Here is a 14,759-nt window from a genome sequence, read left to right as displayed (position 1 = left end):
CATCGTAAAGAATTCGGTCCCCGATGAATCCCGCACTTAACACTACGGCTACTATAGGAGTGCACTTTTGCGTGACTTCCCCGCCGTCCCTCAGGAGGGCCCTCGGAGTGGCTACTTACAACCGGATCGACCGTGACGAGTTCCGTCAGCGCGTCAAGGAAGGGATGACCGTCAAGGAGCTCGCCCAGCACTTCAACGTCTCCATCTCCGCCATAGCCAAGGTCAAGAAGGAACTCGGCATGGTCCGCGCGCTGCGCTCGCACAAGGAGGCGCTGCCCTGGACCGTCGCCCGCGAGCACGACAAGCTCGCGCCGGTGCTGTACCTGCGGGACATGTCCACCGCGATCGCCGGTGACCCGGTTCCCCCTTACCGGCTCAACACCGCGGCCCGGTGGGCGCGGCGGATCGTGGAGGCGGGCCGGGACATCGCCTACGACCGGGAGCGACCCATTCCCGATCCGGAAACTCCGGACGGGCAGTTCTGCCCCGATGGCGGTTTCTACACCGTGGAGTGGACCGGCCGGCCCGAGGACGGCCATCTGGGCGGGCTGCTGGCCCGGCTGGCCGCCCGGGGGCTGGGGCCGAAGTGACGATCACAGGGGATTCCCAGCGGTTTGCGCTGGATAGTGACGGTTTGGGCGTTGAGTTGACCTTGGTTTTACTTTAATTTTTGACAATGAAGATGCTGGTGATGTTGACGATGTTGATGGTGAGAAGGTTCGGCCTGTCCGGGTGGCAGGCGTAAGTGCACACTGCCCCCGGCGATTCCGAGGGCGACGGGGAGAGGGTAAGGCCAGGCATGCTGCCCGCAGCACCGTCACGCGAGAGCGGAGACGAACGCGATGATTGCGCTAACTGTGAACGTGATGAACCTGACGAGGGATTCGACCCCGAAACCGACGCCGACGGCGCACCGGAGATCTTCTACACCCACGGGCAGATCATCGGGACCGGCTACCCGATGCGCGGCGGCTGGACGCTGTATGAGATCGCCTCGCCCTGGAACGATGCACCCGAGCAGGCGCTGACCGCCCTGCGGGCCCGCGCCCGCTTCCTGTTCCCCCTGCCCGACGCCCGTTTCCCCGAAGAAGACTTGTTCGTCCTGCGCTTTGCCGCCCCGTCCGCGCCGGGCCTATGACCACCCTTCCCGTCCTTCCTATCCGTTTGTGGCTGTATTGGAGATCAATCTTCTTGGGTCAGCCTGCACCCGTTCCCGTCCACCACCCCGCCGCCCCTGATGACGCGCACCGGTCGGTGTCGCAGTACCAGTCCTACACCGACTGCCCCGCCGCTTACTTCCTTGCCCGCCGCGCCCGCGTTCCGCAGGCGCCCGCCGCCTGGTTCATCCACGGAAGCGCCGTGCACGAAGCCGTCGAAAAGTGGGAGCGCTCCCGCCGTAACGCCTCCCTGGAGGCCGTCTACGACTGGTTCGACGAATCGTGGACCAGGGAGTACCAGAACGCCGCCGACATCGAACCCGACTTCGGCCGGTGGGTCCACCTGGGCCGCTCCACCGTCGAACGGGACCTGGAGGCCCGCTACCAGCGCGCCCTGGACCAGCTCACCGACTACATCCACGTCAGCCTGTCCGACCCCTACCAGCCGCTCGTCCTGGACGGCCAGGTCGCGGTGGAGTGGGAGTTCACCCTCCCGCTGCGCGGCGGGGTCGTGGTCAAAGGCTTCATCGACCTGCTGCTGGAGGGCCCGGCCGGGGACATCCTCGTCCAGGACCTCAAGACCGGCAGCCGCAAACCGGCCAGCACGCTCCAGCTCGGCGTCTACAAACTCGCCGTGGAACAGGCGACCGGCCTGAGCGTGGAGTACGGCCGCTACTTCATGGCCAAGGACGGCCAGCCCGGCCCGCCCGTCCACCTCGGCGGCTACGACTTTGACCGGGTTTCGGACTGGTTCGCGATGATGAACCGGGGTGTGCGGATAAAAGTGTTCCCGCCCCGGCCGGGAGAGCACTGCCGGATCTGCACCGTGTCACGCTTCTGCCCGGTCAACGGACCAGACCGGCTCCCGGCGGCGTGAACTTGAAGAGAAACGGGCCGGGCTGAACACCGTCAACCTGCACAGGGGTGTTTTCCCCGATTTGGCGGAACTGCGGCAGAGAAGATTGCAATCTTTAGAGGATTTTTTTTATGCGGCGATGACGGGACCCGAAGGGAATCGAAAGTCTTGTCGCTGCGAGTACTGCCGTGGCTCCGAAAAGGGCCTGGTACCAGGTGGGCCAGGCGGGGAAATTTGAGGCGATGCTGCCTACGGTGCTGGTCGCAGCCAGCATGGCGACGAGGACACGTCGGTTCGGATCGGGGCTCTTGCCCTCCCTACGTTGTGCCCGCCCGCTCATGTCGCCCACGGTAGGGCAATGGCGCTAGTCGTGGCGGGCAATCCCGGCGAAAGCCGTAGAGAAAGCGATGCCACAAAGTAAAGCCCTATAGTAATCTGAATTGAGGAGGTTTCATCCCTTGGTAGACCCTTGGGCCACCAACGAGCCAACCAGCAACACCACCCCCGACCCCTACGGCGAGGACACGACCATCGACTACGGCACCGACCACACCAGGGACCACGTCAACGATCACGGCACCGGCCGCACCATCGGCCGAAGCGCGGACGTCACCGGCAAGATCGTCACGACGATCAAGTTCGGAGCGGGCTATGACGCCCCCTGGGTGGTGATCCACGCCGACTCCATCGGCGACTCCGACGCCATCCTGTCGGAGCAGGCCACCCGCGACTACTTCGCCAAGGTCGGCAAAGCCGCCGGTTACGCCAAGAACCTCTACGGCGGCTCGGCCGGGGGAGGCCAGCGCGGCGGCAACGCTGGCGGCTCCGGCTACGGGGGCGGCTCGCGCGGCAACGGCGGAGGCGGCAACGGCGGCTACCGGGGCAAGAAGGGCAAAGTCGAGGACCGGGGCGGCATGTACGCCTGCGATCACGGCGAGGCCGTCTACCGCTCCGGCAACGGCAAGAAGGGCTTCTGGGAGGGCCATTTCTGCCCGGCCAACCCGTCCCAGTGCGATCCCGCCTGGCTTTAGCACACCCAAAAGTAGTGCCCTATCGTGCGGGGTCGTGCCCACGGTCCCGCACCGGGTTCCCTTGCTGCTTGACAACTCAACAGTGGACAACCGAACCCGTTTGAACACCCTCACCTGCGAAAGGAGGAGATTCTTCCTTTGTTCCTTCTCGCGCGGGCCCAGGCCCGCGCAGGCAACACCGGCGACCCGCTGCCGACGGTGTGGCGCACCCTGGAAGCCGCATCGGTGCGGTTTCGGCGCGGCCAGATGGCCCTGGTCGCGGCTGGTCCCGGCGTCGGCAAGTCGGTCTTCGCGCTGACGGCCGCGCTGCGCTCAGGTGCCAGCGGCCTGTATTTCTCCGCCGACAGCGACGAAAGCACGATGTACAGCCGTGCCTGCTCGATGCTGTCCGGCCACGAGGTGGCCGACGTGCAGTCGCGGATGGAGGCGGGGGAGGCGGCGGTCTACGCCGACTACCTGGAGAGATGTAAACGGCTGCGCTTCTCCTTCGATCCCGCCCCGACCCTGGAGGCGATCGAACGGTCGGTGAAGGCGTACGCCTACGTCTACGGCCGCTGGCCGGAATTCATCTGCCTGGACAACCTGGCCGACTGCACCACCGACGAGGACGGCTTCCACGGCCTGGAGGTCACCTTGGACTTCCTGCACGGGGTCAAACGCGCCACCGGCGCCTTCGTCCTGGTGCTGCATCACCTGACCGGCGAGTACGAGAACGGGGATGCCGCGCCGCCGCTGGGCGCGCTGCGCGGCAAGGTCTCCAAGAAACCGGAGATCGTCCTCGGCCTCTACCGCCCCTCAGACGGACGGCTGGGCGTGGCGATCACTAAGAACCGGACCGGGCGGGCGAACGCGGCCGGCCGCCTGACCGTCGAGCTGGACATGGATCTATCCCGGATGAGCATCACCGACCCGCAACCCATGGACCTCGGAAAGGGGAACCTCTGGACCACGACCTGAAAGCCCGGCTGAAGTACATCTACGGCCAGCTCGTCAACGACGACCGCTGGCGGGACGGGTTCGACGCCGGATACGCCTACGGACTGGCCGCAGGCCGACGCCAAGCCAGCCCGCTCAGCCAATCACAGGGCGGCAGCGGCGGGCGCGCGTGAGCGACCCGGACATCAAGAAACGTAACCGTAAGAGCAAGATCGCCGGATATCGGTGGGAATCGGATCTGGCGAAGTATCTTTCCTCGGTCTTCCGCCGCGTGGTGGAGCGCAACGGCACCCGGTACGGCGGTAAGGACCGGGGTGACCTGTCCGGGGTGCCGTACCTGGTGATCGAGGCCAAGAACGAGGCCCGGATCGACCTTTCCGGGTACATGCGCGAGGTCGCGGCCGAGATGGCCAACCACCCCGACGCCCGGTTCGGGGTCGCGGTGGTCAAGGCGCGCGGCAAACCGACCGGCCGCGCGTACGCGGTGATGGAGCTGGACTGGTTCTGCGAGCTGTATGCCGAATACCTCGCCTCGGCCAGCTGAACAATTCAGTGAAATCGAGATTGTTCTCCGTCATTACGGCTTCACCGGGAAACTGCGCGACACATCGCACTGGCAGGCCGTCAGATGCCCCTTCCACGGCGACGGCTCCGCCTCGGCGAGCGTGAACACCCGCCTGAACGCCTTCAAATGCCACGCCTGCCCGGCGAAAGGCAACCCGACAACTCTGATCCGGCAACAGGAAGGAGGGAACCGTACTCGTTCCCAGCGAGCAATCACGAACATTCTTGGCCAAGGCGGTAGCCCGCTACGCCAACGCCCTCACCGAGCAGCACCCCGCGTGGTCGTATTTGACCCAGACCCGCGGCCTGACCGCCCAGACGATCGACCATTTCGGCCTCGGCGTGGTCGACGACCCTTTGGCCGGACATGAACAGTACGCCGGCCGTCTGGCCATCCCTTACCTCGCCCCCGATGGGGACGTGCTGTCGGTCCGCTTCCGCCGTCTGGGCGAGGACGGGCCGAAGTACGCCACCGTCGCCGGGGACATCCCCCGCATCTTCAACGCCGCCGTGCTGGAGAAGAACACCTCCCGCATCGCGGTCTGCGAAGGCGAGATCGACACGATGACCGCCGTCCAGGCGGGCATTCCCGCGATCGGCGTGCCGGGCGTCAGCTCCTGGCGGCCGGAGTGGGCGATGCCGTTGGAGCAGTACGACGTCGTCTACGTCCTGGCCGACAACGACGACACCGGCCAAGGCCGCGAGATGGGCAACCTGATCGCCGCCCAGCTCGACAACGTCCGCGTGGTGCTCTGCCCGCGCGGCCACGACGTCAACAGCCTCTACCTCACCCACGGAAAGGACGCGGTTTGGAGACTGGTGGACATCCGCGAATGACCGGCCGCTCCACCGATGTCGACCATCCAGCGCATTACACCGCCCACCCGAGCGGAATCGAATGCATCCAGATCACCGAGCACATGGGATTCCTGCTCGGCAACGCCATCAAATACCTGTGGCGGGCCGGACTGAAATCCGCCGACCCGATCCCGGACCTCGACAAGGCCATCTGGTACATCCAGCGCGCCATCAGCAAATACCAGAAAGCAGGTGAACTGTGACGACTCTGCCCTGGGATCAGGCCGAACTGGACCTGTCCCCCGATGAACTGGCCGCCATCTTCGCGATCAAAGGCTGGACCTACGGCACCGCCCAATGCGCCGGGACGCCCAGCGCCGCCGACCTCAAAACCTACATCACCGACATGGCCGAGCTGCTGGCCCGCACCGGCCGCGCCGACGTGTACGCGACAGGTGGCCGGTTCAAGGTCTACAAGGACCCCGAGCTCCCCGGGAGTTACGAGATCTACCTGTATGTGGGCCACGTGCCCGACCCGCACGTGAGAACCGACGAGGAGGACGGCACCCTCTGAGAACAATCGCGATCATCCCCGACGTTCAAGCCCCCTACGAAAATCCCAGACAGCTGAAATCCCTGATCAACTTCATTGGGTGCTGGCAGCCCGATGAGGTCCTCCAGATCGGCGACTTGGCCGACTTCCCTCAGCCCAGCAGGTGGAACAAGGATACCCGCGGCGAGTTCGAAGGCTCCATCTACGCCGACTGCCGGCACATCAAGAAGAACATTCTTGCCCCGCTCCGCGCCGTCTACGACGGCCCCGTGGGTGTGATCACCGGGAATCACGATGCTCGCCCGGCGCAATACCTGGAGAGGCACGCCCCCGCGCTCTCGGGCGGGACCAACTTCGACCTGGACGTGCTGCTCGACTTCGACGGCCACGGCATCACCCTCCGGCAAGCCCCGTACGAGATCGCGCCCGGTTGGCTGGCCGTCCATGGTCACGAGGGCAAGGGCTGGCTGTCCCCGCTCGCGGGACGCTCGGCCCTACGGGCGGCCAACCGGCTCGGCGCGAGCATCGTCATGGGGCACGTGCACCGGCTGGCCGTCGCCTCAGAGACCTGGGGCTACCAGGGCAAACAGCACTCCCACACCGGGTTTGAGGTGGGCCACATCATGGACCCCGCCAAAGCCTCCTACCTCGGCGGCATCGCCGGCAACTGGCAGGCCGGATTCGGCCTGCTGCTCGTCGAGGGCAAGACCGTGACGCCGCTGCCGATCCCGATGAACAAGGACGGCAGCTTCCTGTTCGAGGGCCGCCGCTGGTCGGCCACCCCCTCCACCCCGTCATCCATCCCCTCCCCAAGAAAGGAAGCACCATCGCAGTAGAGATCGACCAGCAGAGCGCCGAACGGCTCATGGAGGCCGCCGAGAAGATCGGCCACCGGCTGGCCCGCAAGTACTACGGCATCGACGCCGACGACATCACCCAGGAAGTCCTCCTGGCCGCCCTGAAGGAATGGGCGTTCCTGTCCCGCCTGGACGACAAGACACGCGAAGCGGTGCTGTACAAGAAGGGCAAGGTCTACTGCTTCAAAGAGCTGGACCACGCCATCAAGGCATCCGGGCAGTGGATCTACACCTCCGACGTGGTCAGCGAACTCCTGCCCCACCTGTTCCAGGACGTATCGGCCTGGCTGGAGACTCCCACGCCCGACCGTGACGACACCCACCGCTCCGGCGGGCGCGCGGTCTACCTGTGGGACATCCGAGAGGCGTTCAAACGCCTCAACGACCGGGAAACCGACGTGCTCACCTACCGCTACCGCGACGGCCAGAAGCTGAACTCCGCCGACCGGGCCGCCTGCTCCCGCGCGGTGGAGAAGATCTGCCGGGTCCTCAATCGGCACTTCGCCGCCCGCACCGACCGGCATCAGGGACCTGGCAACCGGACCGTCATCGGCAACGCCCAAGCCCAATACCAGACCCGGGTTGACATCGATGGTGCATAGAGCCGACCCCGCCCAGCTCGCGGGCTGCGCCGTCCTGGCGCTGGTACTCATCTGCGTCGCCTTCGGCGGCGTCATCGGTGCCGGACTCACCCTGCTCTTCTGAACCAATGTCCAGTGCCGTAGCCCTTTGATCATTAGATCCGTGGAGGCGGATTGACGACCAAGAAAACCACTGAACCCAATGCCAACCCGCACAACCGTGCCGAGAAGGCACGGGCCTGGCTGGCCGAACGCCACGCCTACTTCGTGGAGGAGATGACCACCGAGGAGCTGCTGGTCATCGCCGACCGCGAAGGACTGTAACCAGCTGCCGGGGCCGATCACGTGGTCGGCCCCGGCCCTGCCCCGAAGGACACCGCTACTGCATTACGTGATCGCCACTGATGCCGAAGGGCTGGCCCGCCTCATCCGGGACCTCGGCGTCACCTTCCCCGGCCGCATCCAGGCCGGGCGCACGTCCTTCTCCTGGCGCGACATCGAGGGAGCCATCGACAAATACCACCGTAAACACCCGGCAGCCGTGGCCAAAGCCCCCGATGTCGCAGCCGCCACGTGCCCATGCCATTCAAACGACGTGCCCGTCACCGGCGAAAGGAACCCATGATCAACGCTGTCGCCCCCGGCTACCCCCTCGGCCATGCCGAACTCCGCGAAGTCGTCCGCCTGGCCGGGCGGATCTCCGCCACCATCCACACCTACCGCACCGAACTGGAGATGGCCCGGCGCAAGAACACCCGGCTCGAAGCCGAGAACACCAGCCTGCGGGAGGCCGCCCGCAAAACCAGCGAAACGGGCCTACACGATCGCATCCAGCGGCGCATCGGCAAGCGGCGCAAGCAGCTCCAGGCCGCCCAGGAGGCCGGCGACTTCACCTCCACGGCTGTTCACGACGCCAAACTCCGCGAACTGGAATCCCTGCTTGAGGACTGAATTGCCGGTACCGGCGGGGTTCACGCCCTCGGGCCTGTGGCCCTGGTGCCATGACATGCCCGCCGACATCGTCAGCATCGAAGAAACCCAGGTGAACCTGGCCAGCTTCACCCTTGGCCCGGTTCAGCCGCACACCATCTACAGCGCTTACTTCTGCTGCCCGGTCTGTACGGCCGCCTACTGGAAGGTCCTCGACGTATGACACCACTCATGGTCGTGCTCATGACCATCGGTCACCTCGTCGCCGCGATCTGCGGCTACCTCATTGCGACAATGAACAGAGATGGTTTCGCCTAAAGGGCTGGGAGATAGAGGCCTTCGTCGGCAGAGGTAATGGTGTCAGAGCGTTCCCTGTCACGGCCTTGAGTCAGCCCATCAGCGCGTCCTTGATCGTATCCACGAGTGCGCCGACACCAATTCCCAGCCAAAAGGTCACCCACATGGCCCGGCTGCTACGTTTCTCGAATTCGAGTGCCCAGCGTGGAGCGGCCTTGAGTGATGCACGTCTTCGTCCGGGTAGATGACGAGGAAGCTGGTCGTCACAGTAAGCAAGGTCGTAAGTAAGGTCATCGAGAACCCAGCCCACGAAGGCTATGATGATGAACCCCAGTGTGAAAGTAATTACCAGCCATTCTATCCCCTTTTCCATATACACCGCTGCAAGTATCACAAAAAGGGCGGCCGTGAACATTACAAATCTTGATAATAGGTATAAGCGTTTCTGCTTCCGGGCGCCAATCCGCGTCTTTGGTGGGGGTGGCGGTGGAGCCGGCCGAGTAACGCTGGGCATTTGATCCTCCGGGGGAGAGCGTCAAAAAAAGAGCCTCGGGCTTTCGATATTGCTCCGCAGCTCATCGTTATGATCAAGATCTCTGGCCACGAGGAGCTCATACTGTTATAAATCCGGTCTCACTTAAGAATAGGATTGATCCAACCTACCTCCATATCCCAAAAGCCACCGCAGACCTGCACTACCAGCTTGAGATGTACAGCACCGGATAGATTGTTTATCTCGAACTCCTTCCAATTCCTTAGAGTCACCTCTTCTGATCGTGCCACCTTATCGTCGATGTAGACCTCGAAATTCGCAGTGCCTGGATCTGAACCGTCGATAATAGCCGCGCGAGCTGAAAAGCTAGTGTATTTTCCGTCGATCTGATAGCTGGCCTCAGCTGCATTGCAGCTGCCATCGGCGACAAGTGCTTGCTCGTATGTTTCGTTCATAACTTTAGCGGTACGTGGTTTGAAGCCGGTTAACTTAGTCGCGCGCAGGTCTAATAGCGACTTGCCCCTATCGTCACCAGCTGGCAGTTCTGCGGAGGAGCTACCGGGACCGGGCGTGGCTGTGATCGTAATGAAGGTTGTGGCCGTGACAGTAGGAGGCGTGGCGGTCACAGTCGTTGCGGGAGTGGACTGCACAGCTTGCTCTCCCCCTTGCAGCCCTGCCAGGTAGGCGGGAATTCCAGCAGTCAAAGCAGTACCTATCGCAGTGATCACTGCTGTCCATATCTGCGTGCGGTCGATACGGCGCCTAGTTGGCGGACCGTCCGCTTGCGCCGCTTCTGTTGAAGTATCAACCATTTCCCCTCCTTGGCCCATGCCAATAAAGTGATATAGCACCTTCGGCACGGGCAGGATCAGGAAACCGTGAAATAGTGCTATATGTCTGCATTCAAGCCCGATCGGGGGTTCCGTCCCTCACGTGGGAACGGCTGGCATGCAGTAAGGAGTTACCCGGCTGCAGGCTGGCCTGCAGCCTTAGGTTGCCTGACGGCTGAAGAGGCCCTGGCCGTAGGCGCGCAGAGCGGCGAACATCGGACCCTGCGGAGCCGCTCTAGCCATCAGAATGACAGTTTTGCGCCTACTTTCTTCCCCTTCCGGCCTGCGCGAAAGCGCAGTTCAGAGAAGGTTTGCAGATCGTCACGGCCTATTACTTTCAGTTTTCTATCTTGCGCGGGGCCAGAGGGAAGGCCCTCCGCCGGGTTCCCGAATAAAGTAATTAAGGTATCCCCCCACCTAGTCTGACCTGGGAAAACGTCGAATAACTGCACTTGGAAGCACTATTGATGAAGCCCTTTAGAGGCTTCTTAGTTCGCCTGGTAAATGGCCTTTGAGCTGCACGGATGGGCAATTTGTTGACAATGCCGATTGGGGCATGCCAAGATATGGACATCGCCAAGCGGAAACGCGAAAGCGGCGGATTGACAAAGCGCAATCCGAAAGCGCAGAATGGCGCTAACGCCGAATGAAGCGGCGGGCAGTAAGAATGGTCCAGTCTTATGAGGACAGTCGCATGGAGCGACCTAGTGAGACGCTAAGACCGGAATTGCTCCCCGAAAGCGGATTACGGTAAAGTGCGGTTCACGCAAAACCCGAACTATCCGGTGCGCCCGTCAGGGGCGCTTACTTCCCGGCACGTCAGTGCCTCCCACCAGGGGATCGGCGGATACTCCGCGAACCAAGTTTCGCGAAAGTCTGCACGGACTGGACCTCTTCGGCCACTCCAGGGCAGGCGTCAGCCTGCCACGTGGAAGCCCCTCAAGGGCTTGAAGGCTCGGCTTCTCCTCCGATGCGAACACGATGCTTGAGAACTGCATAAAAGCCTGGTCTGACTGGGTGCCACGACCTGCCCACGGGAGCACGGACGCACTGTCTATGCGTCCGCCCTGCGGTAGGAAATCGAGCACTGGTCATAGGCCACCACGGGCGGTACCCGTGGTAGAGGGAGAAACTTGTATCCCAGAACGGCGACCATTGATGGGTGAGTTGGCAGAGCCTACGCGGAACACACGCGACGGCTTATCCGCAGCAACGGACCTCATTCGCGAATCTTTGGTAAAGGCCACCTGAAATACGAGGACTGATCCGGTCGTCAACGTGCGTAACGGCACAGGGACGGAAACGAAAACCAGGCAGATGGCTGACAAAAACTCGGCACAGGTTGGTTCCCTGTGCCACCTGCGGCCCACCGTCTATGGACTCCGCAGGTTCTGTTTTCCCATGTCAGAAGTAGATTCCGCCTGGAATCCCGTCCCGTCAGGGGCGGGTTCCACGGGGGTCGAGTTACCGGCTTCGGTCACACGTCAGGTGTACGCCGCGAAGGCGGACCGGAGCACTCGGCAGAATCCAACGATCCTGTACGCCCAAAAAGTAATGCCCTATAGAGGAGAGGTGTCTTATGTCCCTCGATGAATTCGGTGTCGCAGCTTGCCGCATGTCAAGCGCTTCGACATCAAACCTCTATAGTCATCGGCTTTGAAAGCACCTAGGTAATTCGATAGATAAGGTCACGCCTAAGTGTTCGCCTATTTCCCTTAACTTGAGTGAGCCTGCCAATGCCAGAAGTTAGCTCCGGCTGGCTAGAAGCTGCACTGTTTATAGTGAATGGTCCCGGGTAGGCGACATAGAACGGGAAGTGTCCATCCCCAGAATAACCGCGCCCCGCGCTATTTTCTTGGGAGCTACTCCCCGTCGCCGGACTGGAGTTCTCGGAATAAATTGCGAGCCCAAGGCCCCCTCGGGGAATCTTTGGAGAAAGAGCGTACTGATGTCCCGAGTCTAGGTGAACCCAGCCCGTGGAGCACGAATCCTTAAGTGTACTGAAGAAACATAGCGACAAGTCAATGTTGTCTTGCGATTCATTGATGACGGTTATCGTAACCTGCTTCTCAAATAGCATGCCGCCTAATGCGTTTCCCAGCTTCCATCCAATCGAGAACTCATTGTGAATCTCCATCGCGTTATCCTCAATCGAAAGGATTATGACACCCGCTCATCGTATAACGTGTGGTTTTTCGTTACATCGATTAAGCGTTGAACTAGATCCTTCAGTTGTCACCTGTGCCAGCTTCTATCTTAGAACCACCGCTGTGACCCCTGCTACCCGCTCGCGCATGGTGGCCGCCGGAGCGTACTCGACATCGCTTAATGTCGCCGCATGTCAAAAAAGTAATGCCCTGTAGAGGAGAGGTATCTCATGTCCCTCGGTGAATTCGGTGTAGTGGTTTCCCTCAGCGTCAAGCGCGCCATGCTCGCGCTCAAATCCAGTCAGGTCACCTACGACAAGTGCCGCACGCTCACCGGCGTGATCCGCGACCTGGACGACCAGATCCAGGGCCTCAAGCGGTTCGCAACCATCGAACGCCACAAGGCCGCCCACTACCAAGCCGCGATCAACGACATGAACGGCGACATGGCGGCCCTCGCCAAAATCCTCAAGCGCTTGATCCAGGGCACCTGCCTGCGGGTCCACGGCTGGACGTTGAATACCGACGACCTGATGACGGTCATCGCCGTCCTCTACCACCCGCAGGAGCTGACCTTGTTCACCCGCGAGGAGAGCGGCGACCTGCTCGATGACCACGGGTTCGCTGACGCCGCCTAACCCAGGCAGTCCGGGATGGCGCAGGAAGGTTCGATTCCTTCCCGGACACGCCCTCACCCCATCAACGGAAAGGCGAGTTATGCCTGAATGGAAGTTTTCTGCCCCGGCGTTCGGCGGCCGGTTCTGGCATGCCGAATACCAGGGCAAGCGGCTGACGCTGCGCGCCACCCCCAACAACCGGTTCGCGCTGACGATCGACGGCGCGAGCGTGCGCCGCTCGTGGACTGACCTGGGCAAGGCGCAGGCTGCGGCTGTGCGCCTGGTCGAGCAGGAGTCCTGACATGGCCAGAAACCACACCGAATGGCGGGACGGCAAAGCCCTGTGCGGGCAGGCCGTGAAGCCCTTCGACAGGAAGTCGTTCACCTGCAACCACTGCCAGGCGATTTCTGGGGTGATCGGTTCCGTGAACACGGGCCTGGACGCGGCCGGTCTGACGGGACAGGTGTTCCCGGCGGGCAACAACGCCGCCCGCGTCGAATGCGACACGGCCTCGCCGGAGTTCCGGCGCTTTGTTCAGGTCATGCGCCGGGGCACGGAGTTGCCGCACCGCTATTCGGTGCGCGGCATCACCGGCTACAGCGCCGTGGTCCGAATCATGGCTGCCTGATATGAGGAAACGAAAGCCGTGGACGGACGCCTACTTCTGGGCGAACCTGGAACGCGAGAAGCGCGAGGCGTGCGCCGCCGGGAACCACAAGTTCTCCGGCTGGAAGCAAGACGAGTCGCAGCGCAGCTACTGGGACTGCCTGCACGAATGCGGCTACCACCGCTACGCCACCTCTCTTGCCTCGACGCGTGATGAGGACGTGGCGAAGTGGGCCGGCGAATGGGTGGAGTACGCCCATAAGAAATTCCCCGACGCGCTGGTCACCTCGCAGGAATTCCGGAATGAAGTCCGTGGGACGACACAGATTCTGATTCATGTGGATCCGAAGAGGGTGGGCGATGCCTAAGCACCATGTCGGCAAGCGTGTCTTTGTGAAGACGCCAGAAGTCACCATCGGTGCCGAGGCAACGGTTATCCAGTTTGACCGCTTTATGGAGTATGACCGGGAGAAGTACACCTACGTTGAGTACGACTCCGGGTCACGTCACGTCGCGGAAACCGAATATGTCTACAGCCTGCCGTTCTGGGAGGTGAAGCAGTATGAGGACCAGGACGAATACCAGGTGTTTCACACCAATGGCCTGGTCGGCTACACGGTGAGACAGCCGCACGGCGAATGGGCCGCCCACCTGGTCGTCTCGACGGGCCACCATCTGCACACCTACAGGCGCTACAAGACCTGCACATTCCGAACCGCTCCCGACCTGTTCCCAACCAAGGATGACGCTATCCGCGTGATTAAGGAATGGGTGGGGCACCCGGGAGATTACTGGCGGGACAAGGTCTGAGACCGTTTGGAATCACCGGCCCAGGGCTTCCTGGGCCGGGTTTCGAGACTGTCTCTCCGGTCTATTTCGATTATGGAGCCCTCCGTGAATATTATCCCCTTCCCTGCTCAACAGTTTGTCGTCTACCAGTCCGAAGACCATGTGAAGACCGATCTCGAACTGACCTGCACCGTATGCCGCCAAGTCCTTTGTGACGTCGAGCATAACGACGACCTGATCATCCTTGTCGCGTTCGCCATCGCCCACATCAAAGCCTGCCCAGGTGATGAGGATGACACGGGCGAGTAGACCATTCTTCACGGCCGATACGTTCATCAGCTTCGACGGTCAGATATTACGCAGCACCTTCGGCTACCGGCTACTTCGCTGGCATGTTCTGGCCGGTCCTATCGAGCCGGTCACCGGCCAGGAGATTCCCCGCCGGGTCACCTTGAATGGCGATCTGGTCATCCGCGTGACCACACGTGGCGGCCGGGGCGATGCGGTGGCGCGCAAACATCACCAGACCGTTACCAGGTTCCGTACCTCGCCCCGGGCGCGCGGCCAGCATCGCAGGAACGCCGAGCGTCAGGGCTGAATGCGTTCTCACATCGTGAGACCGAGAGCGATCAGTGGGTGTTCGAAGTTGTCGCGTGCCCATCGGGTTCCATCGGCGATGTTGGTGAAGTTGAGCAGGCGTAACGCGCCAATCGCGT

At 62.3% G+C, this 14,759-nt stretch carries 24 protein-coding genes; 22 read left to right on the top strand and 2 right to left on the bottom strand.

The annotated features are described in order from the left end of the window. The first annotated feature begins 107 nt into the window (after positions 1 to 107). From ABGB08_RS21470 to ABGB08_RS21400, 15 genes are all read left to right on the top strand, one after another. A complete protein-coding gene (locus tag ABGB08_RS21470; RefSeq protein ID WP_347592930.1) occupies positions 108 to 590 on the top strand; it encodes a hypothetical protein in 483 nt (160 codons plus the stop codon). Between the two features lie 209 nt (positions 591 to 799). Beyond that, positions 800 to 1,138 (top strand): hypothetical protein, encoded by a 339-nt coding sequence (locus ABGB08_RS21465; RefSeq protein WP_347592928.1) that lies wholly within the window; start codon positions 800 to 802, stop codon positions 1,136 to 1,138. 53 nt (positions 1,139 to 1,191) lie between these two features. Beyond that, positions 1,192 to 2,034: a PD-(D/E)XK nuclease family protein gene (locus tag ABGB08_RS21460; RefSeq protein WP_347592926.1), complete on the top strand. Its 843-nt coding sequence runs from the start codon at positions 1,192 to 1,194 to the stop codon at positions 2,032 to 2,034. A gap of 437 nt (positions 2,035 to 2,471) precedes the next feature. Next, positions 2,472 to 3,044, top strand: a complete 573-nt coding sequence (locus tag ABGB08_RS21455; protein ID WP_347592924.1) for a hypothetical protein — start codon at positions 2,472 to 2,474, stop codon at positions 3,042 to 3,044. A gap of 138 nt (positions 3,045 to 3,182) precedes the next feature. Beyond that, positions 3,183 to 4,001, top strand: a complete 819-nt coding sequence (locus tag ABGB08_RS21450; RefSeq protein WP_347592922.1) for a DnaB-like helicase C-terminal domain-containing protein — start codon at positions 3,183 to 3,185, stop codon at positions 3,999 to 4,001. Positions 4,002 to 4,149: 148 nt separating this feature from the next. After that, positions 4,150 to 4,524, top strand: coding sequence for a hypothetical protein (locus ABGB08_RS21445; RefSeq protein ID WP_347592920.1), 375 nt, complete (start codon positions 4,150 to 4,152; stop codon positions 4,522 to 4,524). Positions 4,525 to 4,769: 245 nt separating this feature from the next. Further along, positions 4,770 to 5,381: a toprim domain-containing protein gene (locus ABGB08_RS21440; protein WP_347592918.1), complete on the top strand. Its 612-nt coding sequence runs from the start codon at positions 4,770 to 4,772 to the stop codon at positions 5,379 to 5,381. Next, complete coding sequence (locus ABGB08_RS21435; protein WP_347592916.1) at positions 5,378 to 5,605, top strand: DUF3310 domain-containing protein; 228 nt, start codon at positions 5,378 to 5,380, stop codon at positions 5,603 to 5,605. The genes ABGB08_RS21440 and ABGB08_RS21435 overlap by 4 nt, the downstream gene beginning before the upstream one ends. Then, positions 5,602 to 5,916, top strand: a complete 315-nt coding sequence (locus ABGB08_RS21430; protein WP_347592914.1) for a hypothetical protein — start codon at positions 5,602 to 5,604, stop codon at positions 5,914 to 5,916. Before ABGB08_RS21435 ends, ABGB08_RS21430 begins: the two co-directional genes overlap by 4 nt. Then, positions 5,913 to 6,731 (top strand): metallophosphoesterase, encoded by an 819-nt coding sequence (locus tag ABGB08_RS21425; protein ID WP_347593180.1) that lies wholly within the window; start codon positions 5,913 to 5,915, stop codon positions 6,729 to 6,731. The genes ABGB08_RS21430 and ABGB08_RS21425 overlap by 4 nt, the downstream gene beginning before the upstream one ends. Positions 6,732 to 6,760: 29 nt before the next feature. Then, positions 6,761 to 7,354 (top strand): hypothetical protein, encoded by a 594-nt coding sequence (locus ABGB08_RS21420; protein WP_347592912.1) that lies wholly within the window; start codon positions 6,761 to 6,763, stop codon positions 7,352 to 7,354. Between the two features lie 153 nt (positions 7,355 to 7,507). Further along, complete coding sequence (locus tag ABGB08_RS21415; RefSeq protein ID WP_347592910.1) at positions 7,508 to 7,657, top strand: hypothetical protein; 150 nt, start codon at positions 7,508 to 7,510, stop codon at positions 7,655 to 7,657. A 67-nt stretch (positions 7,658 to 7,724) separates the two neighbouring features. Then, positions 7,725 to 7,958: a hypothetical protein gene (locus tag ABGB08_RS21410; protein ID WP_347592908.1), complete on the top strand. Its 234-nt coding sequence runs from the start codon at positions 7,725 to 7,727 to the stop codon at positions 7,956 to 7,958. Next, positions 7,955 to 8,284: a hypothetical protein gene (locus tag ABGB08_RS21405; protein ID WP_347592906.1), complete on the top strand. Its 330-nt coding sequence runs from the start codon at positions 7,955 to 7,957 to the stop codon at positions 8,282 to 8,284. The genes ABGB08_RS21410 and ABGB08_RS21405 overlap by 4 nt, the downstream gene beginning before the upstream one ends. A gap of 55 nt (positions 8,285 to 8,339) precedes the next feature. Further along, entirely contained in the window at positions 8,340 to 8,486 is a 147-nt protein-coding gene (locus tag ABGB08_RS21400) for a hypothetical protein (protein ID WP_347592904.1), read from the top strand. Positions 8,487 to 8,651: 165 nt separating this feature from the next. On the opposite strand, the gene ABGB08_RS21395 is transcribed toward ABGB08_RS21400, so the two are convergent. Beyond that, a complete protein-coding gene (locus tag ABGB08_RS21395; RefSeq protein ID WP_347592902.1) occupies positions 8,652 to 8,975 on the bottom strand; it encodes a hypothetical protein in 324 nt (107 codons plus the stop codon). A 218-nt stretch (positions 8,976 to 9,193) separates the two neighbouring features. Then, a complete protein-coding gene (locus ABGB08_RS21390) occupies positions 9,194 to 9,913 on the bottom strand; it encodes an NPCBM/NEW2 domain-containing protein (protein WP_347592900.1) in 720 nt (239 codons plus the stop codon). A 2,347-nt stretch (positions 9,914 to 12,260) separates the two neighbouring features. Here ABGB08_RS21390 and ABGB08_RS21385 point away from each other — a divergent pair. From ABGB08_RS21385 to ABGB08_RS21355, 7 genes are all read left to right on the top strand, one after another. After that, positions 12,261 to 12,668: a hypothetical protein gene (locus tag ABGB08_RS21385; RefSeq protein ID WP_347592898.1), complete on the top strand. Its 408-nt coding sequence runs from the start codon at positions 12,261 to 12,263 to the stop codon at positions 12,666 to 12,668. A 79-nt stretch (positions 12,669 to 12,747) separates the two neighbouring features. Beyond that, positions 12,748 to 12,948 carry a hypothetical protein gene (locus ABGB08_RS21380; RefSeq protein ID WP_347592896.1) on the top strand — a complete coding sequence of 67 codons (201 nt, stop codon included), beginning with the start codon at positions 12,748 to 12,750 and terminating at the stop codon, positions 12,946 to 12,948. A gap of 1 nt (position 12,949) precedes the next feature. Beyond that, a complete protein-coding gene (locus ABGB08_RS21375) occupies positions 12,950 to 13,276 on the top strand; it encodes a hypothetical protein (protein WP_347592894.1) in 327 nt (108 codons plus the stop codon). Between the two features lies 1 nt (position 13,277). After that, positions 13,278 to 13,622: a hypothetical protein gene (locus ABGB08_RS21370; protein WP_347592892.1), complete on the top strand. Its 345-nt coding sequence runs from the start codon at positions 13,278 to 13,280 to the stop codon at positions 13,620 to 13,622. Further along, on the top strand, positions 13,615 to 14,064 hold the full coding sequence (locus tag ABGB08_RS21365) for a hypothetical protein (RefSeq protein ID WP_347592890.1): 450 nt from the start codon (positions 13,615 to 13,617) through the stop codon (positions 14,062 to 14,064). The genes ABGB08_RS21370 and ABGB08_RS21365 overlap by 8 nt, the downstream gene beginning before the upstream one ends. A gap of 84 nt (positions 14,065 to 14,148) precedes the next feature. Further along, complete coding sequence (locus ABGB08_RS21360; RefSeq protein WP_347592888.1) at positions 14,149 to 14,352, top strand: hypothetical protein; 204 nt, start codon at positions 14,149 to 14,151, stop codon at positions 14,350 to 14,352. After that, positions 14,336 to 14,641, top strand: a complete 306-nt coding sequence (locus ABGB08_RS21355; protein ID WP_347592886.1) for a hypothetical protein — start codon at positions 14,336 to 14,338, stop codon at positions 14,639 to 14,641. Before ABGB08_RS21360 ends, ABGB08_RS21355 begins: the two co-directional genes overlap by 17 nt. Positions 14,642 to 14,759 lie beyond the last annotated feature (118 nt).

Source organism: Acrocarpospora sp. B8E8 (assembly GCF_039871605.1).
Lineage (GTDB): Bacteria > Actinomycetota > Actinomycetes > Streptosporangiales > Streptosporangiaceae > Acrocarpospora > Acrocarpospora macrocephala.
Note: the sequence above shows the minus strand (reverse complement) of the source record. Positions and strands in the feature narration are given on the sequence as shown.